This is a genomic window from Sediminibacterium sp. FW305-C-269, from assembly GCF_058231045.1.
In genome coordinates this window covers 300,296-321,139 of sequence record NZ_JBIQXQ010000001.1, presented here as the reverse complement: position 1 = coordinate 321,139, position 20,844 = coordinate 300,296, and the positions used below count along the sequence as shown (strand labels likewise).

Genomic DNA, 20,844 nt, shown 5'->3' with positions numbered 1-20,844 from the left:
TCAGAATTATATCCGAAATGTTATGCGCAGAATTGCTTTTTTTATAGTCCTTGTTTTTTTGTTCGCTACCGTGTCGGCCCAAAATTCCGGTTCGGTAAAGGGCAGGTTGATTGACTCGCTCAATAAACAATCATTGAAAGATGCTTCAGTAACCATACTGGATGCCCGTGATTCCACCCTGGAAGTGTTCACCCTTGCCAAAGAGGATGGTAGTTTTTCTTTGTTGAACATTCCTTTTGGCGAGATGATCCTGCAGGTGAAATTCCAGGGATACGAGCCTTACTCCAAAAAGATCATTTTCTCTGCCACCAATGCCGTTGTTAACCTGGGAAATATTTACCTGAGAACGGCGGCCAACGACCTGGGTAATGTGACCGTTACGGAATCGGTGGTGCGTATGAGAAAGGATACGCTGGAAGTGAGTGCTTCTGCTTTCAAGACCAAACCCAATGCCGTTGCGGAGGATCTGCTGAAAAAGATCCCGGGTATGGAAGTTGCCAAAGATGGTTCTATCAAGTCGCAGGGCGAAACTGTGCAGCGGGTACTGGTAGATGGGAAACGTTTTTTTGGCGATGATCCTAGAATGGCTACGAGGAATCTTCCGCCCGATGTGATCGACAAGATCCAGGTGTTTGATGACCAGAGCGACCAGGCAAAGTTCAGCGGGTTTGATGATGGGAACCGTATCAAGACGATCAATATCACTACCAGAAAGGACAAGAAAAAAGGATTGTTCGGGAAAGCGGTGGCGGGCATCGGTACGGATGGCAGATATGATGAGAGCTTTAATTTCACGCGCATCAATGGCGACAGGCAGCTGACTTTCCTGGGCCAGGCAAACGATATCAATAAACAGAATTTCAGCCAGAACAATATTGGCGGCGGCGGTGGTCGTGGAGGATTTGGTGGTGGCGGATTCGGTGGCGGTGGTGGCGGAAATTCCAGTAATGGCATCACTTCTGTATTGGCCGGGGGATTGAATTACCGTGATGCCTGGAGCCCTAAAGTAGATGCTTATGGAAGTTATTTTTACAACACATCAAAAGTAAAGACCGGACAAAACAGTTTGGTGGAAAATATCCTGAATACGGATTCATCTACCTATAATGCATCTACCTCCGCTGCGGAAACAAAATCAGAGAACCACAGTTTTACCTTTAACATTGAAGACCGGATTGATTCAATGAACTCATTGATCTTCCGTCCTAATTTCCGGTTACAGAGCAGTAACCCTGTATCAAGTTCCGAAACGGTAACTACAGGCGGTAAGAACAATACACCTATTTACAGATCATCCAGCAGGACTTCCAGCTATAACAGCGGGTATAATGTGAACGGGTCCAATCTTACCCTGCGTCATCGTTTCGCCAAACGCGGACGTACAGTATCTCTTGATATGAACTTTTCGGCCAGTGAGAACAATGGCGATGGACTTATCTATTCAGTCAACTCTTATTACAAACCATTTATCAAGAGCGATACCATCAACCAGCATTATGTAGATTCATCACGTTCCGTAAGTTTCAACCCTACTCTATCATTTACAGAACCACTGAGTAAAAACCAGATGATCGAGTTGCGGTATTCTTATAATTATAGTAATAGCAACAGTACCAACGCTTCATATAACTTTGATAATGCATCAGGCAAATTCAGTAAGTTCGACAGCCTGTTCAGTAATTCATACAAATACACCAACACGTCGAATACCGCTAACCTGAGCTGGCGCCTGCAGCAGACGAAATTCAGCCTGAACATAGGTTCCGGGCTCCAGTTCACCAATATCAACAGTACGAACACCACTAAAAATGTGGTGGTGAAACGGGACTTTGTGAATTTTACACCCAACCTGTTTTTTACCTATAATTTTTCGCGTACCAGGAGCCTGCGGGTGTTTTACCGGGGAAATACAGGACAGCCAAATACTACCCAGTTGCAGCCGGTTAGAACCACTACAGATTCCATTAATTTCCAGGTGGGTAATCCGAACCTGACACCTTCTTTCAATAATAATATCCGGATCCTGTTTAATTCATTTGATCCGTTCACACAGAAGCTGGTGTTGGCAACGATCAGTGGATCGATTACCGGGAATGATATCGTGAGTTCCATCACTCAGAACCCCAACGGTGGTAAGACCACCACTTATGTGAACCTGGGAAGCACATATAACCTCTCTGGTTATTTCATGTATGGATTCCCGATCAAACATCCCAAATCGAACCTGAATCTTCAGACAGATATCCGGTATGCCAGTGGGCAGTCGCTGCTGAACAATGTGCGGAACCAGACCCGAAGCACTACGATCACCGAAACTGTGAAGTGGACCACAAACCTGAAAAATAATTTTGATATGAACCTGAGCGCATCCTACGGAATCAACCCGATCAGGAACTCGCTTTCAACCAGTCAGAATACCAATTATACCACCGCCAGTCTTGCGGCAGACTTCACACTGTATTCCAACAATGGGTGGATATTAGCCAGCGATTTTGATTATACGCATTATGGCAATCGTCCGGCAGGATATAACACAACGGTATTCCTGATCACACCCTCCATCGCCAAACAGTTCCTGAAGAACAAAGCGGGTGAACTGCGTTTGAGTTGTTTTGATGTGTTGGGACAGAACAAAGCGGTCAGCTCCTCTGCAACGGCCAACCAGATTGTGAACAGCATTTCCAATACCTTGACCCGCTATTTTATGCTCACTTTCACGTATAATCTGCGTTCATTCGGGGCACAACAGCAACAGCGCGGCCAGATGATGCGGGGTATGTTCCCAGACGGAAGGATGGGAGGCGGTATGATGGGAGGGGGTAATTTCGGCGGTAACCGCAGGGGCGGTAACTAACGTTCAATAGTTTTCTGCAGACTCAAACACTCCTTATATAGAAGTTTAAGGCCGCCTGGTAATCCCGGCGGCCTTTTTTTTGCTGAAGTCAGGCCTTAACCAAACTTTTGGAAAAAAAATGGCCCTCATAATTCAAACTGTTATACTTTTACAAAAATTTTTAAAGGGATTTTAGACACCCATCAGTGAAACAGCCTTTTATACATATTAATCTCTCCCCGGTAGTTACTGCTGCTGAGCCCATGGCCCCGGCAACTCTCCCGTGTAACTCCCTCCCGCGACCACGACGTGGTTGCTGATAGGACGAGCAACTGGCACTTGCCCCTATCAGTGGAATTTCTCCCGGAATTGGATCTACAAACACAGCAGGTGTTTTCTTTTTCACTCTATTAATCAGTACAAGTTGGAAGATAATATTATTGTTCGTGTAGCGAACGGTGGCGACACCCATTACGCACAGACTATAACAGACGAGATGGAGTCCTCAGCCAAGGCCCGTGGAACCGGTATTGCCAAACGCAGTCCGGAATATGTTGCCAAGAAGATGGAGGAAGGTAAAGCGGTGATCGCTGTACTGCCTGATGGTACCTGGGTGGGTTTCTGTTATATCGAAGTTTGGGGCCATGAGCAGTTTGTGGCCAATAGCGGACTGATTGTGGCACCCGCATTCCGCAAAAGCGGAACAGCCAAGAGGATCAAACAGACCATATTCAATCTTTCCCGTCAGAAATACCCCAACGCAAAAATATTCGGGTTAACTACCGGTCTTGCGGTGATGAAGATCAACAGCGACCTGGGTTATGAACCGGTTACTTATAGCGAACTGACTGATGACGAAGAGTTTTGGGCGGGTTGTAAAAGCTGCGTGAACTATGATATTCTCATGAGTAAAGGCAGGAAGAACTGTTTATGCACAGCTATGTTATATGATCCTGCAGATCATTATGAACCAACGGAAACATCAGAAGAGTTTAAGCAGAACTCAAAATTATATGAACGTTTTATGAAGATCAAACAAAGCAAACTGCTGCGTTTGTTCCGCAAAAAAGAAACAGGCAGTGGAACCGGCGTAGGAAACAAACCCAGATCCATCTTTCAGCAATTTTTTAATCTGTAGCACTGTTCGCTGCAGGAACAACAATAGTCAGATCACAGAAAATACAGCAAGCAATGAAAACCGAAACAGCAAGCAACACCACATTACAGAAGGGCGACCAGGTAGTACTGGGTTTCAGTGGCGGATTGGATACTTCTTTTTGTGTAAAATACCTTACAGAAGATAAGGGATACGAAGTGCACAGTGTGATCGTAAATACAGGTGGTTTTAGTGATGAGGAACTGGCACAGATCGAAAAACATGCATATGCACTGGGTGTAAAAACACATACCACGGTGAATGCGGTGAAGAGTTATTATGACAGTATCATCAAATACCTGATCTACGGAAATGTACTGAAGAACAATACTTACCCGTTAAGTGTCAGTGCCGAGCGTTTAAGCCAGGCCCTGCACATTGCCGAGCACGCGAAAAAGCTGCATGCGAAGGCTGTGGTACATGGAAGTACCGGCGCTGGTAATGACCAGGTTCGTTTCGACATGATCTTTAACATCATGATCCCGGGTGTGGAGATCATTACCCCAATCCGTGATATGAAACTGAGCCGTGAAGCAGAGATAGAATACCTGAAAGAGAAGGGTGTAACAATGAATTTTGAAAAAGCAGCCTACTCCATCAATAAAGGATTATGGGGAACCAGTGTGGGAGGAAAAGAAACACTTCAGTCAAAAGGCATCCTGCCCGAATCTGCCTGGCCTACACAGGTTACCAAAACGGGAGAGGAAGAAGTGAAACTGCATTTTGAAAAAGGGGAACTGACAGCTGTTAACGATACAAAATTCGATCATCCGTCACAAGCTATACAATACCTGCAGACGATCGCCGGTTCGTATGGGTTGGGACGTGACATACATGTGGGTGATACCATCATCGGTATCAAAGGCCGGGTAGGATTTGAAGCAGCCGCACCGATGGTAATTCTAAAAGCGCACCATGCACTGGAAAAACATGTATTAACCAAATGGCAGCTGGGTTGGAAAGACCAGCTGGCACAATTCTATGGTAACTGGCTGCATGAGGGTCAGATCCTGGATCCAGTAATGCGTGATATCGAAGCCTATCTGGAAAGTTCACAGGCTCATGTTACCGGCGATGTATTTGTACAGTTACTGCCTTACCGTTTCCAGGTGATTGGCATTGAGTCTAAGTACGACCTGATGAGCAGCAAGTTTGGCAAGTATGGCGAAATGAATAGCGGCTGGACAGGCGATGATGTAAGAGGGTTCTCCAAGATCTTCGGCAATCAGACAGGTATTTATCATCATATCACCGAATCGAACAAATGAGTGTAAAGGTTTCCATACAGGCACCTCTTGCACACTACCGGTGGGGCGATGGTTGTGATGGATGGAACTTTGTGGAGGAGTCCACGCTTTCTGTGAAGCAGGAAAGAATGCCTGCCGGTACCAGTGAGGTATTGCACTATCATCAACATGCACAACAGTTCTTCTTCATATTGAAAGGAAGCGCCTTGTTCGAGGTAGAAGATGCGTGCATTATTGTGAATGAAATGGAAGGCATCCATATTCCGGCAGGTAAGCAACATCGTGTCATCAATCATACAACGTCAGCCATTGAATTTATCCTCTCGTCGCAACCATCAACCGTGGGCGACAGGATCAACCTATAAACTATGAAACAAATAAAAGCAGGTATCGTTGGCGGAGCAGGATACACCGGTGGTGAGATGATCAGGTTACTGATCAATCATCCTGATGTTGAACTCTCTTTTGTACATAGCACCAGTAATGCGGGGAATGCAGTAAGTAAGGTACATGCCGATTTGATCGGTGAAACAAATGTCGTCTTTACAAACACTTTGAAGGATGATATTGATGTATTGTTTCTTTGCGTAGGACATGGTGATGCCAAAAAGTTCCTGACTGAAAATGCAGTTGCAGCACATATCAAAGTGATTGACCTGTCGCAGGATTTTCGACTGTTGGGTAAATCAGCGATAGGCGAAAGAAATTTTGTGTATGGGTTGCCTGAGTTGAACAAGACTGCTATTCAGACTGCCTCCAATATTGCTAATCCCGGATGTTTTGCCACAGCTATTCAGCTGGGCCTGTTACCATTGGCCAAAGCAGGTGTGTTGGGAGATGTGTATACAACGGGGATCACGGGTTCTACCGGTGCAGGCCAGAGTTTGAGTAGTACTTCCCATTTTAGCTGGCGGGCCAATAATATACAGGCATACAAATCCTTGCAACACCAGCACATCAATGAGATTCACCAGAGCCTGCAGCAACTGCAGGGCAATGATGGCATGTATGTGAACTTTGTGCCCTGGCGGGGAGACTTTACCCGTGGTATCTATATCAGTTCTGTGATCGACTGTGGGTTGCCTGCAGAAGAGATCAAACAATTATACAAATCCTATTACCAGGAGCATTTGTTCACACATGTGAGTGATGGTATGATTGATCTGAAACAGGTGGTGAATACCAACAAGTGCCTGCTGCATGTAGAAAAGCAAGGAACCAAGATTGTGGTGCATTCGGCCATCGATAATTTACTGAAAGGGGCCAGCGGGCAGGCAGTACAGAATATGAATCTGATCTTTGGTCTTGAGGAGACATCAGGCTTAAGATTGAAGGCAAATTATTTTTAGCTTTTTTTCAAAAAAGAAACTACAATCAACTAATTGGAACCATTAAGCTGATTGTTGTTTTATAAAGAATAGAAATATGAAATTATTTGATGTTTATCCGCTTAATAATATCACCATCACAAATGCGAAAGGCTCTTATGTATGGGATCAGGAAGGCGTACAATATTTAGATATGTATGGCGGACATGCTGTGATCAGCATTGGCCATACCCACCCGCACTGGGTAAAAAGGATTGAAGAACAGCTGGAGAAGATTGCGTTTTATTCTAATTCAGTGATAATTCCTATCCAGAAAGAGCTGGCTGACAAACTGGGCCGTTTGAGTGGCAAAGAAGATTATCAGCTGTTCCTCTGTAACAGTGGTGCAGAAGCCAATGAGAATGCGCTTAAGCTGGCATCTTTTTATAACGGGCGCAAAAAGATCGTCGCTTTCAGTAAGTCTTTTCATGGAAGAACATCACTGGCGGTGGCTGCAACGGATAATGCTGCGATTGTTGCACCGGTGAATGAAACGGATAATGTGATCTTTCTGCCCTTTAATGATGAGAATGCGCTCAAAGCCTGTTTTGCAGAATATGGCAAAGAGATCTCTTCGGTGATCATCGAAGGTATACAGGGTGTGGGCGGTATCAATATTGCCAACGAATCTTTCCTTCAATTGATCAGAAGCCTCTGCGATGAACATGGAGCGGTATATATAGCGGACAGCGTACAATGTGGTTATGGTAGAAGCGGCCTTTTTTTCGCGCATGATTTTGCAGGCGTGAATGCAGACATTTACACCATGGCCAAGGGCATGGGAAATGGTTTTCCTGTAGCCGGAATCCTTATTGCACCAAAAATCCAACCCAAACATGGGATGCTGGGCACCACATTCGGTGGTAACCAACTGGCTTGTGCTGCTGCACTGGCGGTGCTGGAAGTGATGGAAGAGGAACGTTTGATAGAAAATGCCAAAACTAACGGTGCATACCTGATAGAGCAACTGAAAGCCATTCCCGAATTAAAGAATGTTCGTGGTCGCGGATTGATGATTGGGTTTGACCTGCCGGAAGAACTAAAGGACCTGAAAAAGAAACTGCTTTTTGATTTCAAAGTGTTCACAGGAGAAGCAAAACCCAATGTGATCAGGTTGTTACCTTCCCTGGCTTTATCCAAAAAACAGATTGATGAGTTCCTGGCTTCACTGGCAGAAGCGATAGATGAACTTAAGAGCAAGTAGCAAGCTTCAGACCGTGACATCAGGAAGTATCATAACAGTACAAAAGTTGATAACCATAAAATTCCCTTTCGGGTAGTAAATGAGAAAATTCATTTCTGTTAAAGACGTAACCGATATTAATGCGCTGGTAGCAAAGGCACTGGCATATAAGGCCAATCCATTGGCCGACAGGAATCTCGGTGCCGACAAACGAATCGGTCTGTTGTTTCTGAACCCCAGTTTGCGTACACGATTAAGTACGCAGATAGCGGCCAAGAACCTCGGGATGGAAGCAGTGGTGTTCAACGTAGATAAAGAAGGCTGGGCACTCGAGTTTGAGGAAGGGGCTATCATGAGCGGCAGTACTGCGGAGCATGTAAAAGATGCTGCTCCGATTTTGGGACAGTATTTCGATATTCTCTGTATCAGAACATTCCCTTCTCTAAAGAACCGGGAAGATGATTACAGCGAAATGTATATTAACCAGTTCATCAAATATGCGGGCGTTCCCGTGGTAAGCCTGGAAAGCGCCACACTGCACCCATTACAATCGTTAACAGATATCATCACCATTACAGAGTCGTTGAAAAAAGAACCGGCAGGCGGTGCCAGAAAACCTAAAGTGGTACTTACCTGGGCGCCACACGTAAAACCCCTGCCGCAATGTGTTGCCAACAGTTTTGCACAATGGGTGAATGCCTGGGGGGAAGCGGATTTTGTGATCACACACCCGCAGGATTATGAACTGGCTGAAGAATTTACCAAAGGAGCCACCATTACACATAACCAGGATGAGGCCCTGAAAGATGCAGATTTTGTGTATGTGAAAAACTGGAGCACATACAATGATTACGGTAAGATCTACGAGAACGATCCGGGATGGATGCTCACCGAAGAAAAATTGAAAACGACACACAATGCAAAAGTGATGCATTGTTTACCTGTGAGAAGAAATGTAGAGCTCAGCGATGAGGTACTGGATAGCACACATAGCCTCGTAACCCGGCAGGCCGGTAACAGGGTATGGGCGGCACAGGCGGTATTATCAGAAATATTGACAGCAACAGGAAAATAAATAACGTGGAGTCAGTGCATATCATAAAGATCGGCGGGAATATCATTGATGATGAAGTGAAGCTTTCTTCATTCCTTCAGTCTTTTGCCGCTGTCGAAGGAAAAAAAATACTGGTACACGGAGGTGGTAAACTGGCCACCCGACTGGCCGACCAGATGGGCATACAGCAACAGATGGTGGATGGACGGCGAATCACCGATGCAGAAACACTGAAGATTGTAACCATGGTATATGCCGGTTACATTAATAAAAATATTGTGGCACAATTGCAGGCATATGGTTGTAATGCTATAGGTCTTACCGGGGCCGACGGTAATCTGCTGCTGGCACATAAAAGAACACACGCTACCATTGATTATGGTTTTGTAGGTGATGTGGATACCGTAAATACGGGCCTGGCAAAATCATTGCTTGACCAGGATATTACCATTGTAGCAGCTCCCATTACACACAATGCAAAAGGCGATTTGCTGAATACCAATGCAGATACCATTGCACAGGAACTGGCCACTTCGCTGGCCCATCTATACCAGGTATCGCTGATCTATTCCTTTGAGAAAACTGGTGTATTACTGGATGTAAATGATGAAAATTCAGTGATCCCTGAAATGGGTCCTGCTTATTATAACGAACTAAAACAACAACAATTAATATTTGCCGGGATGATACCTAAACTCGACAATGCTTTTGCAGCATTAGCAAAAGGAGTAGGTAAAGTGATCATCGGGAAGGCAGAACAATTACCTGGGCTGATTGCCGGCAGTGCAGGGACAACCATTCGCTATGAATGACCAACAACATATACTAACAGGCAAAGCGGTTGAACTATTACAACAATTGATCGCCACCCCTTCTTTCAGTAAAGAAGAAAACGAGACAGCCACCATTCTGGAGAACTTCCTCCAGCAACATGGGGTAAGTACCCAGCGTTACCTGAACAACGTTTGGGCAAAGAACAAATATTTTGAGGCAGGCAAACCGTGTCTATTACTCAATTCGCACCACGATACGGTTAAACCCAATAAAGCATATACCCTAGACCCATTTGCACCGAATATCAAAGATGGTAAATTATACGGCCTCGGCAGTAATGATGCCGGCGGATGCCTGGTGTCACTGCTTTCCGTGTTCCTGTACTTTTACGAAGCCAAAGACCTGAAATACAACCTTGTTTTTGCGGCAACAGCTGAAGAAGAAATATCCGGAAGGAATGGTATTGAAGTCCTGCTCCAGCACCTGCCGGAAATTGAATGCGGTATTGTGGGAGAACCTACGTTGATGGACATGGCCATTGCAGAACGCGGTTTACTCGTACTGGATGTGACAGCCACAGGTAAAGCAGGACATGCAGCCCGTGAAGAAGGAGAGAATGCTTTATACAAAGCGCTGACCGACATAGAATGGTTCCGCAATTTTGTATTCGAAAAAGTATCACCATTACTGGGGAAAGTAAAAATGTCAGTGACCGTGATAGAAACGGAGAACAAGGCCCATAATGTGGTTCCTTCTTCCTGCCGTTTTGTGGTGGATGTACGGGTGAATGAATTGTATACTTTTGAGGAAGTGCTGGAAATCATCAGAAGCCATGTGAAGAGCGAAGTCGTTCCCAGAAGTCTGCGGATGCGTTCTACTTCTATCAGTCTGGATCATCCATTGGTGCAGTCGGGAATAAAACTGGGTAAATCTTATTATGGCTCACCCACCACCAGCGACAAAGCCCTGATGCCTTTCCAGACCCTGAAAATGGGTCCTGGCGACAGTGCACGCAGTCATACAGCGGATGAGTTTATTTTTGTAGAGGAAATACAAAAAGGGATAGATCTCTATATTCAATTATTAAAGCAAGTGTTATGAAACTGTGGAGTAAAGACAACACAGATACCTCCCGTCTGGTGGAAAAATTCACTGTAGGAAGGGATAAGGAATTCGATCTTCTCCTGGCACCTTTTGATGTGCTGGGGTCCATCGCACATGCAAAAATGCTGGCCAGTGTGGGGTTGCTTACCGGGGATGAGGCTGATAAACTGATTGCTGAGTTACGGAATATCTATCAGCTCATCGGTAAAGGGCAATTCACTATAGAGGAAGGAATAGAAGACGTACATTCGCAGGTAGAGCTGCTACTCACCCAGAAACTGGGTGATACCGGTAAAAAGATCCACTCAGCCCGCAGCCGGAATGACCAGGTGCTGGTTGATGTGAAACTTTTTCTGCGTAATGAGATTGAAGAGCTGGTAAGAGAAGTGCAACCAGTGTTCCAACTCTTGCAACAGCAAAGTGAACAATTCAAGGACCACCTTTTTCCTGGTTATACGCACTTGCAGCTGGCTATGCCTTCATCTTTCGGCTTATGGTTTGGCGCCTATGCAGAAAGCCTTGTTGATGATATGATCACTCTGCAGGCCGCTTACCAGGTGGTGAACAAAAACCCCCTGGGTTCAGCTGCCGGATATGGTTCCTCATTCCCCATTAACCGAACCATGACTACTCAATTGCTCGGTTTTGCAGACCTGAATTACAATGTGGTATATGCGCAAATGGGCCGTGGCAAGGCAGAACGGATTACCGCCATGGCATTGGCTAACCTGGCCGATACTTTGTCGCGACTGAGCATGGATGCCTGTTTATACCTGAACCAGAACTTTGATTTTATCAGTTTCCCGGCTTCACTCACAACCGGTTCCAGTATTATGCCACACAAAAAGAATCCCGATGTGTTTGAGCTGGTACGTTCCTACTGCAACCGGCTGAAAGCATTGCCTAATGAAGTGCTCATGATGACAAGCAATCTGCCTTCAGGATACCATCGCGATCTGCAATTGCTGAAGGAACACCTGTTTCCTGCGTTTCAGACATTGAAAGATTGCCTGAATATGGTTAGCCTGATGTTATCCAATATCAGTGTCAAAGAGAATATTCTAGCCGATGAAAAATACAAATATGTATTCAGCGTGGAAGAAGTGAATAAGCTGGTGCTGCAGGGGATTCCTTTCCGGGATGCCTATAAACAGGTGGGTATGGCCATTGAAGAAGGCAGGTTTACCTATACTACCGGGGTTAAACATGTGCATGAAGGCAGTATCGGTAATCTTTGTAACGGTAAGGTAGGAGACATGATGCAACAGACCCTGAACCAATTCGGTTTCCAGAAAGTAAATGCTGCTATCAGGGACCTGGCAGGATGATCGTTTTCCTGCAGGAAAGAAGGACGCCGGCGAGTTTAAGATAATTTACGTTTCTTTGATCTTCACAAAAACAACAACATGAAGCAATCGTTTCTCGTTTTTACCTGTTTACTCCTGGTTATGGCAGGATTTTCACAGGCAAAAAAAACTGCTGTCAGCAAGCCGGCAGCAAAACCAGCTGTAAAAAAAACGGTGTCTCCCAATCCTTTCAAAAATAACCTGGACAGTACCAGTTATGCCTTGGGCGTTCGTATTGCGCAGAGTCTGAAAGCACAGGGTTTTGATAATGTGAACATGGCACTTTTTCAGAAAGGCCTGGCCGATCAAAAGGCAAATAAAGCCGTATTGCTGGATGATGCGGCCATACAACAATGTTTTACCCGTTTTCAACAAACCGCCAGTGAGGGAAAAGCTGCTGCTGCCAAAAAAGAAGGACAGGCATTCCTGGCGCAAAACGGGAAACGTGCCGGTGTGGTAACCTTGCCCAGTGGCCTGCAATACGAAGTGCTGAAAGCTGGAACGGATAATACCAAACCTACATTGGACAGTAAGGTAAAATGCCATTATACCGGAACCCTGATCAACGGAACCAAATTTGACAGCTCGGTTGACAGGGGAGAACCGATCACTTTTCCTCTGGCCAATGTAATTCGTGGCTGGCAGGAAGGTCTGCAATTGATGACAGTTGGCAGTAAGTGGAAACTATACATTCCTGCCGACCTGGCCTATGGCGATAATGGTCCGCCTAATATTGGGCTAAGCGCTACACTGATTTTTGAAGTGGAATTACTTGGAGTAGAAAACTGATTGATAAAAGGGGAACCCAAACTCCTGATAACCGGGACATTCTGTGATCATTATATAGTGACCATGGAATGTCCCGGTTTGTTTTTGGTTACTTTAACCTTCATTAACCTTTCCTCAAAGTTTATTAACCGCTTCTCTGTCTTTAGTCGGCTATTTTTGGCAACTTAAAATATGAAGGCTATGTACCGGATCTGTATCCTGTTTTTTGTTTTTCTACTACCATTTTTTTCCTGGGCCCAGCAAACGCCGTCAACGGTCAGGGGAACTGTTTTTGATACGGTTTCTAAGAAAGGCCTGGCTTATGCCACCGTTTCTATTGTAAATGCCAAAGATTCCACACTGGTTAGTTTTACCCGGGCGGATTCTACCGGTAAGTTCAGGTTACCCGGTATCGCCAAAGGCCGTTACCTCCTCTCTGCATCCTATGTGGGTTATCTTCCTGTATGGAAAGACCTTGATGTCAGCGGCGACGCCAAAGAGATCAGCCTGGGTAATGTAGCTATGCTGGATATACAGAGCACGGGTAATGTGACCGTTACCGCACGTCGTGCACCCGTTACCATTAATAACGATACGGTAGAGTTCAATACCGAAAATTTTAAGACCCAACCCAACGCAGTAGTGGAAGACCTGCTGAAGAAGTTGCCAGGGGTTACCGTAGACAATGATGGTACGGTTCGGGTAAATGGGCAGCGCATCAATCGTGTACTGGTGAATGGGAAAGAATTTTTTACAGGAGACCCCAAAATGGCTACCCGTAACCTGGATGCCGATGCGATTGATAAGGTACAGGTATTTGATAAGAAATCAGACCGGTCTGAATTTACCGGGGTTGATGATGGACAAAGCGAGAAAGCCATTAACCTAAAACTCAAAAAAGACCGGAACAAATCCCTTTTTGGCAAATTGATGGCTGGTGCGGGGTCCAACGAACGTTATGATGGCCAGACCAATGTCAACAAGTTCAATGGCGATCAGCAATTATCAATGATCGGCATGGCTAACAATACCAACAGGCAGGGATTCTCTATCATGGATGTATTGAATTTTACAGGAGAGTTATCAAGGGGTATGCGCAGTGGTGGTGGTATCACAGTTCGCGCCGGCGGATCGGACGATAATGGGTTGCCGGTTACAGGTTTCGGACAAAACCAGCAGGGTGTGGCTACCACAGTGGCAGGTGGCGTCAATTTCAATGATCTCTGGAATAAAAAGACCGATTTTAACGGAAGTGCCATGGGAACGAATATCGACCTCCGTACCGATCGCAATACCATCCGTCAGAACCTTTTACCAGGGAATAATTTCACTTATGAGTCTAACAGCAACACCTCTCGCAACAATAAGCAACAGCGGTTGAATATAACTATCGACAGCAAGATCGACAGCTTTCACTCTGTTAAGTTTACACCGCAGTTTACGACACAGCAAACAGATACCAGGAGTACCAGTGATTATATATCGGTCGATAACAAAGGGATGAAATTAAACTCGGGTATGACAGACAGCAAAACGCATTCCGATGCGTTCAACTTTGGTGGGAATGCCTTATTGCGTAAGCGTTTTCAAAAAAAGGGAAGAACTTTATCCAGTACGATCAGCCTCGCATATAACGACAGTAAACAAAGCGGTGACCTCTATACACGAAATACCTTTTATGCCAATGGAGTGGGGTTGAAAGACTCGATCACCAACCAGAAAAACCGTCGCGAAGCTGTTAGCCGCAGTGTGGGTGCCAACCTGGTATATACAGAGCCAATCGGAAAAAAATCATTGCTTGAACTTAGCGCATTTTACAGTACCAATGTAGGAGACAGCAAGCGCACAACATATGATTATGGGGTTACTACTGGCAAGTACGACCAGTTCAACATTTTACAGAGCAACGATTTCAAGAGTGAATATTCCTATACAGGCGGCAGTGTCAGCTTTCGCTCCAACCAGAAAAAAGCCAGTTTTACCTTGGGAACCTCATTGCAGGGAGCCACTTTAAACAGTACCAATAACACCAATGGCAATGTGATCAGGCAAACATTTACAGACCTGTTGCCCAATGCCAATATACAATATCGGGTACACAGCTCCAGTAGTATTATTCTTAACTATGTCACTTCCACTATGCAACCCAGCACCCTGCAGTTACAGCCAGTAGTGGATGTAAGTGATCCACTGAATACCTATACCGGAAATCCCAACCTGAAGAGAAGTTACACCCAGTCCCTGTCTATGAATTATTTTGCGGTTAATACGTTCACGCAACGGAATATGGTTGTATTCCTGTCTGCATCCAGGGTGAATAATGCTATCGTAAATGCAGACCAGGTGCAAAACAATGGTTCACGGGTGACCATGCCGGTCAATGCCAATGGTAATTATACATTGTTCGGACAGGTGAATGCCGGGTTCCCGCTGAAGAAGATCAAATCGAGGGTGGATATGGGTGTGGGTGTTAATATGCTGCACAATATCAGTTTTGTAAATGGTGCGGAGAATGGAATTGATAATATCGGGATAGGGCCTAATTTGAACTACCAGTTCTCTCTGGAGAATAAACTGGACCTACAGGTGACCAGCAGGTTCAATTTTAGTAAAGCAAAATATTCTTTACAGTCACAGTTGAACAGCAATTACCTGCAGCAAGTATATGGACTGGATATGACCAATTATCTGCCATGGGGCTTAGTGATCAACAATAATATGAACTACACAATTAATTCAGGAAGGGCAGACGGTTTTAATACCCATGTGGCATTCTGGAATGCATCGGTGGCAAAAAGTTTCCTGAAAAACAAACGTGCCGAGATTAAGTTGACGGCTTATGATATCCTGAACCAGAACCAGGGGATCAGCCGGAATGCCAACCAGAACTATATTGAAGATACCCGTTATAATGTGCTGCAACGTTACTTCCTGATGAGTTTTACTTTTAACCTGAACAAAGCAGGCAATTCGGCGCAAGGTCCCAGAATGGTAGTAAGGGTTGGCGGATAGATGATTTATCTAAAAATAGGTAACAAGCCCCGTTCAGGAAAGAGCGGGGCTTGTTGTTGGGTGATGATAGCTCTATGTAGAATGGGGTTGCAAAAACTTCTATCGATCAGTAATTATAGGTTATTAGAGGTGTATATCCCGCTGCGTTTTGAGCCAGCGATATTTCAGGAACTGGTACCATGCTGTCGGGATAACAGCAAAGAGTGCAATAGTTCGAAGATAGAGCATATTGCCCTGCATAGCATAGTTACAGCGAAAAGAACAGTTCATCAGGATACTGCACGAGATATACCTGAAAAAGCCCGTTTGTTCAGACGGGCTTTTTTCAAATGATTTATCTTATTATCCACCTATCCTGAATCCTCCGCCACCATTGCTCATCATTTCGGTCATCATTTTTGTGAATTCCTGGCGGGTAATTACTTTCCCTTTTTTAGGCTCCTTTAGTTCTTTCAGATCGACTGTTTTTTTGATCTCGGTAGCAGTATATATGTTGGCGGCATTGTCAACGTCCAGCTGTAAGATAACGCCGGGTAACTGGCCGTAATTCTCAGGTCCAACAGGACTTACCAGATCATCGGCATACCAGGCCACTACTTCCACTTCCTTAGCCTGCTGACGGGTTTGGCTGCTGGTATCAGTGTTGCCGCCACCCATTACAATACGGCGGATACCACCGGCTGCCTGCATTATTTTTCGGGTAGCTTTATGACAGGTATAACCAAGGATGATTTTGGTTTCTGTTCCCAGTTTCCAGGGTTGCTGCCGGATAGAATCGGTGATCAGAAAATTCCTGCCTCCCAGTTCAGCAGTCTGAACCGATTTTGCCTGGCTGAGATTCTTATAGAGGTCTCCACTACCTGCACCAAAACGGGTGATGACACGCATTCCATTACCACCTGCAAAAGGATCGGGAGCCTCATCTTCCGGAACGGTTTTGTATACGGAGATGCTATCGCTGAATAATAGCATGAACTTAGCTGTTCTGAATTCCGGTATCATTGCCTTCATCTGCTCATCCTGGATGGCCCTGTGCATATTGGTTTTCTGCTCGTAAACGATGGTACCCTCTTTCACCTGGGCTTTCAGGGCGCTCAGGCAAACCATGCCTGTAAATAGGAAAACAACTCTTTTCATGTGTGTTGGTTTTAGATCTCAAATCTAAACCAGTGCTTGGTTAAGGATGCTTACTCAAAAGTTAATTAAGGTTAATAAAAGGTATGACCGGTAAAAACGCGGGTTATATTTGTGCCATAATGGGCCAGATGAACAAGCTAAAACTTTCACGTATACTGTTGGTGGCGGCGATCCTGCTGATCGTGGTCTTCCAGTCGTATTGGCTCAACCGGCTCTACAAAGAAGAATGGCAGGCGCTGAAAAAAGAGACCAATGGTATTTTCCGCGATGTGGTATATAAGATGCAGGTAGACCGGTTTAAAAACGATACGTTTATCTATAAACAAGATCCTGGTAATAATCTTTTCGTATACAATGCTATAAATGTTCTGCGGAGGAAGAACGATGACCTTAAAAAAATAATGGTCATAGAAAAAAAAGATTCTGCAGTCAAAGGTAAAAGTCAACGTTTGTTTCTGCCCGATACCAATAACAGTATACGGCCTGAAGAGATCAGCAGTATACGGGTAATGCGCGCCGATAAAATTACTCCGGAAGTTGCGCAGATTCTGCTAGATCATAAACCTAATGCGATAAAACTGACTCCCATGACGGATACAGCTATGCTACACCGCATGTCTCAGTCCGGATTAAAGGTAGTAGTTGGTTTTAATGGCAAAAATATTGATAGTGGATATCGTACTGACATCATAGGAAAAGATGCCAGAGGTGCATCTTCCGCAAAGCCTAAGCGTGCGCCGGAAAAGCTGATGCAAACGGTAACAGTTACCAATAATGTTGGTAATACACTGACTGTAAAAACGGATAACCTCCGCTTCGAAAAATCTTTTGCCCGCATGATCGCTTCCGGAAAAGCGCTGGATGATACGCTGGCCATTCCCAGGATCGATTCCGTTTACAGAAGGGAATTGCTGAAAGCGGGTATTTCCGTCAACTTTCATATCATCAAAGGCAAAGAAGATTCTTTGCACCGAAAAGATACCATGACAGCCGTGCTGGCTACCAGCCCCGCCATTGTTGGTTTTTTTCAACCTCACTGGTACCAGGCTGGATTCGAAAACCCAACCGGTTTTTTACTGAAAAAAATATCCCTGCAGATATTGTTCTCTGTTTTCCTGGTTGCATTCACAACAGTTGCTTTCATATTCCTGTACCGGAGCCTGCTGGCGCAACGTAAACTGACGGAGATGAAAAATGACTTCATCAGTAATATTACCCACGAGCTAAAGACACCGCTGGCTACTGTAAGTGTGGCTGTGGAGGCACTCCGGAATTTTGGGGGATTACAGAACCCCGAACGTACCAAAGAGTACCTCGATATTTCAGCATCGGAATTACAAAGATTGAATTTGCTGGTAGATAAAGTGCTTAAACTGTCTCTTTTTGAAAACAGGGAGCTTGAATTGAATAAGGAGATGCTCGACCTGAAACAGCTTACTGAAGAAGTGCTGAACACAATGAAACTCCAGTTCGATGCGCAGCAGGCCTATATACAATTGGAAGTACAGGGTAATTATTTTACGATCCTGGCCGACAGGTTACATATGACCAGCGTATTATTTAACCTGCTGGACAATGCTCTGAAATACAGTAAGGAGAAACCGGAGATCACCATCCGCCTGCTGCATCAGGCCGATACGGTTGTGCTGCAGGTACAGGATAAGGGTATTGGTATTCCCTCAGATTTTCAATCTAAGATCTTTGATAAATTTTTCCGTGTGCCCAACGGTGATCATCATAACAGTAAAGGATATGGTTTAGGACTCAGTTATGTGTCGCATGTAATTCAACAACATAATGGAGTCATTGCGGTAGAAAGTCAGCCAGGCCAAGGTAGTTTGTTCACGGTAAAATTCCCAGTTGCATGAGTATCAAGATTCTATATGTAGAAGATGAACTTTTTCTGGGCAAGATTGTCAAAGAGACCCTCGAGCTTAGGGGTTTTGAAGTGGTGATGGAAAGCGATGGGGCTGACGTAATCGAAACTTTCGAAGTGCAGCAGCCGGATATCTGTATCCTGGACGTGATGTTGCCCAACCGAAGCGGCTTTGAACTGGCAGAAGATATCCGTAAGATCAACGGGGATGTGCCCCTGTTTTTCCTGACCGCTAAAACACAGACCGAAGATGTAGTTCAGGGGTTTAAGATCGGCGGTAATGATTATATCCGCAAACCTTTCAGCATGGAGGAGCTGATCGTACGGATTGAAAATGTGTTACGGATCAAAAAAGACAATCCGGTACTGCTTGCCGGTGATACCATTACTATGGGCAGGTACCAGTTTCATCTGAATAAACAGGTATTGGTCATAGACGGCACTGAACGGAAACTTTCTTATCGGGAAACTGAATTATTGACCTACCTCTATCATAAAAAAGACCAGGTTATCGATCGTCGGGAATTGCTGAACCATATCTGGGGCAATGATTCCTTCTTCAATAGCCGTAACCTGGATGTATACATTACCAAGATCCGGGGATACCTCAAGGAAGATTCCTCACTGGAGATCATCACCATCAAGGGGGTAGGTTACCGTTTTGTACTGTAACCCCCCCCAACTGCCCTTTTGCGCCTCCGTGGAAACCACTTTGAATGAGAGCATAGTTTATCCCATACTAGTATCTAATATTCCCCTCTTACTGCTACCTTTGCCCTCTGAAATGCATCCATATGAATGAAAAATTTGTTACCCGGATCGGGGAAGAATTAAAAGAGATCGAAGCGGCAGGTCTGCTGAAAAAAGAACGTATCATCACCAGCGAACAGGGTCCGGAGATCACCGTGAACGGGAAAAAAGTACTGAACTTCTGTGCCAATAATTACCTCGGACTCTCTTCGCACCCCAAAGTGATTGAAGCTGCCCACAAAGCCATTGATACCCATGGCTATGGTATGAGTAGTGTTCGTTTTATCTGTGGAACACAGGACATACACAAAGAACTGGAAAAGAAGCTGTCTGATTTTCTCGGCACGGAAGATACCATCTTGTACGCGGCGGCTTTTGATGCCAATGGTGGGGTGTTTGAACCCCTGTTTGGCGAGCAGGATGCGATTATCAGCGATGCACTGAACCACGCTTCTATCATTGACGGTATCCGTTTGTGCAAGGCACAACGCTATCGCTATGAGCACAATAACATGGAAGACCTCGAGGTCAAACTGAAGGAAGCCGCTTCCTGCAGAAGCCGTATCATCGTTACCGATGGCTCATTCAGCATGGATGGAACCATTGCACAACTGGATAAAATCTGTGATCTTGCTGACAAATACGATGCGATCGTAATGACCGATGAATGTCACTCCTCCGGTTTCCTCGGTAAAACGGGTCGTGGTACACACGAATACCGTAATGTGATGGGCAGGGTAGATATCATTACGGGTACACTGGGTAAAGCCCTCGGTGGCGCCAGTGGCGGATTCACATCCGGCCGCAAAGAGATCATAGAAATGCTGCGCCAGCGCAGTCGCCCCTACCTGTTTTCCAATACGGTAGCTCCAAGTATAGTAGGCGCATCCATTGCGGTGCTTGATATGTTAACAGAAACCACTGAGCTGCGCGACAGGTTGGAGTACAATACAAAATATTTCCGTACCAAAATGACAGAAGCAGGCTTCGATATCAAACCCGGCGATCATCCTATTGTTCCCATTATGTTATATGATGCGGTGGTGGCACAGAATTTTGCAGCAAAACTGCTGGAAGAAGGCGTGTATGTGATCGGATTCTTCTTCCCTGTGGTAGCAAAAGGACTGGCGCGTATCCGCGTACAACTGAGTGCAGCCCACAAGCAGGAACACCTGGATAAAGCGATTGCAGCTTTTACGAAAGTGGGGAAAGAATTGGGTGTTATCAAGTAATTCAG

Annotated in this window: 16 protein-coding genes; 15 read left to right on the top strand and 1 reads right to left on the bottom strand. The window is 45.2% G+C overall.

The window, feature by feature from the left end; all coding sequences use genetic code 11:
- Positions 1-22 precede the first annotated feature (22 nt).
- From ACH3Y6_RS01275 to ACH3Y6_RS01220, 12 genes are all read left to right on the top strand, one after another.
- Entirely contained in the window at positions 23-2,854 is a 2,832-nt protein-coding gene (locus ACH3Y6_RS01275) for an outer membrane beta-barrel protein (protein WP_490833752.1), read from the top strand.
- Positions 2,855-3,257: 403 nt separating this feature from the next.
- Entirely contained in the window at positions 3,258-3,971 is a 714-nt protein-coding gene (locus ACH3Y6_RS01270; protein WP_490833751.1) for a GNAT family N-acetyltransferase, read from the top strand.
- Between the two features lie 53 nt (positions 3,972-4,024).
- Entirely contained in the window at positions 4,025-5,257 is a 1,233-nt protein-coding gene (locus tag ACH3Y6_RS01265) for an argininosuccinate synthase (RefSeq protein ID WP_490833750.1), read from the top strand.
- Positions 5,254-5,601: a cupin domain-containing protein gene (locus ACH3Y6_RS01260; RefSeq protein WP_490833749.1), complete on the top strand. Its 348-nt coding sequence runs from the start codon at positions 5,254-5,256 to the stop codon at positions 5,599-5,601. Before ACH3Y6_RS01265 ends, ACH3Y6_RS01260 begins: the two co-directional genes overlap by 4 nt.
- Positions 5,602-5,604: 3 nt before the next feature.
- Positions 5,605-6,585, top strand: coding sequence for an N-acetyl-gamma-glutamyl-phosphate reductase (gene argC / locus ACH3Y6_RS01255; protein WP_490833748.1), 981 nt, complete (start codon positions 5,605-5,607; stop codon positions 6,583-6,585).
- Positions 6,586-6,661: 76 nt separating this feature from the next.
- Positions 6,662-7,807, top strand: a complete 1,146-nt coding sequence (locus ACH3Y6_RS01250; RefSeq protein WP_490833747.1) for an aspartate aminotransferase family protein — start codon at positions 6,662-6,664, stop codon at positions 7,805-7,807.
- Between the two features lie 79 nt (positions 7,808-7,886).
- On the top strand, positions 7,887-8,861 hold the full coding sequence (locus tag ACH3Y6_RS01245) for a Rossmann-fold NAD(P)-binding domain-containing protein (protein ID WP_490833746.1): 975 nt from the start codon (positions 7,887-7,889) through the stop codon (positions 8,859-8,861).
- A gap of 5 nt (positions 8,862-8,866) precedes the next feature.
- A complete protein-coding gene (argB, locus tag ACH3Y6_RS01240) occupies positions 8,867-9,652 on the top strand; it encodes an acetylglutamate kinase (RefSeq protein ID WP_490833745.1) in 786 nt (261 codons plus the stop codon).
- The gene (locus tag ACH3Y6_RS01235; RefSeq protein ID WP_490833744.1) at positions 9,645-10,715 is read left to right on the top strand and encodes a M20 family metallo-hydrolase; all 1,071 of its coding nucleotides are present in this window, start codon (positions 9,645-9,647) and stop codon (positions 10,713-10,715) included. The genes argB and ACH3Y6_RS01235 overlap by 8 nt, the downstream gene beginning before the upstream one ends.
- Positions 10,712-12,046, top strand: coding sequence for an argininosuccinate lyase (argH, locus tag ACH3Y6_RS01230; protein ID WP_490833743.1), 1,335 nt, complete (start codon positions 10,712-10,714; stop codon positions 12,044-12,046). Before ACH3Y6_RS01235 ends, argH begins: the two co-directional genes overlap by 4 nt.
- 78 nt (positions 12,047-12,124) lie before the next feature.
- Positions 12,125-12,853 carry a BamJ family beta-barrel-assembly machinery protein gene (gene bamJ, locus ACH3Y6_RS01225; RefSeq protein ID WP_490833742.1) on the top strand — a complete coding sequence of 243 codons (729 nt, stop codon included), beginning with the start codon at positions 12,125-12,127 and terminating at the stop codon, positions 12,851-12,853.
- 180 nt (positions 12,854-13,033) lie between these two features.
- Positions 13,034-15,844: an outer membrane beta-barrel protein gene (locus ACH3Y6_RS01220; protein ID WP_490833741.1), complete on the top strand. Its 2,811-nt coding sequence runs from the start codon at positions 13,034-13,036 to the stop codon at positions 15,842-15,844.
- A gap of 342 nt (positions 15,845-16,186) precedes the next feature.
- On the opposite strand, the gene ACH3Y6_RS01215 is transcribed toward ACH3Y6_RS01220, so the two are convergent.
- Complete coding sequence (locus tag ACH3Y6_RS01215) at positions 16,187-16,981, bottom strand: GLPGLI family protein (protein ID WP_490833740.1); 795 nt, start codon at positions 16,979-16,981, stop codon at positions 16,187-16,189.
- Positions 16,982-17,109: 128 nt separating this feature from the next.
- Here ACH3Y6_RS01215 and ACH3Y6_RS01210 point away from each other — a divergent pair, with 128 nt between their 5' ends.
- The 3 genes from ACH3Y6_RS01210 to kbl all read left to right on the top strand — a co-directional run bounded on the left by ACH3Y6_RS01210 (position 17,110) and on the right by kbl (position 20,839).
- A complete protein-coding gene (locus tag ACH3Y6_RS01210; RefSeq protein WP_490833739.1) occupies positions 17,110-18,849 on the top strand; it encodes a sensor histidine kinase in 1,740 nt (579 codons plus the stop codon).
- Entirely contained in the window at positions 18,846-19,529 is a 684-nt protein-coding gene (locus tag ACH3Y6_RS01205; RefSeq protein WP_490833738.1) for a response regulator transcription factor, read from the top strand. Before ACH3Y6_RS01210 ends, ACH3Y6_RS01205 begins: the two co-directional genes overlap by 4 nt.
- Before the next feature lie 122 nt (positions 19,530-19,651).
- Entirely contained in the window at positions 19,652-20,839 is a 1,188-nt protein-coding gene (gene kbl, locus ACH3Y6_RS01200; RefSeq protein ID WP_490833737.1) for a glycine C-acetyltransferase, read from the top strand.
- The last annotated feature ends 5 nt before the right edge of the window (positions 20,840-20,844 follow it).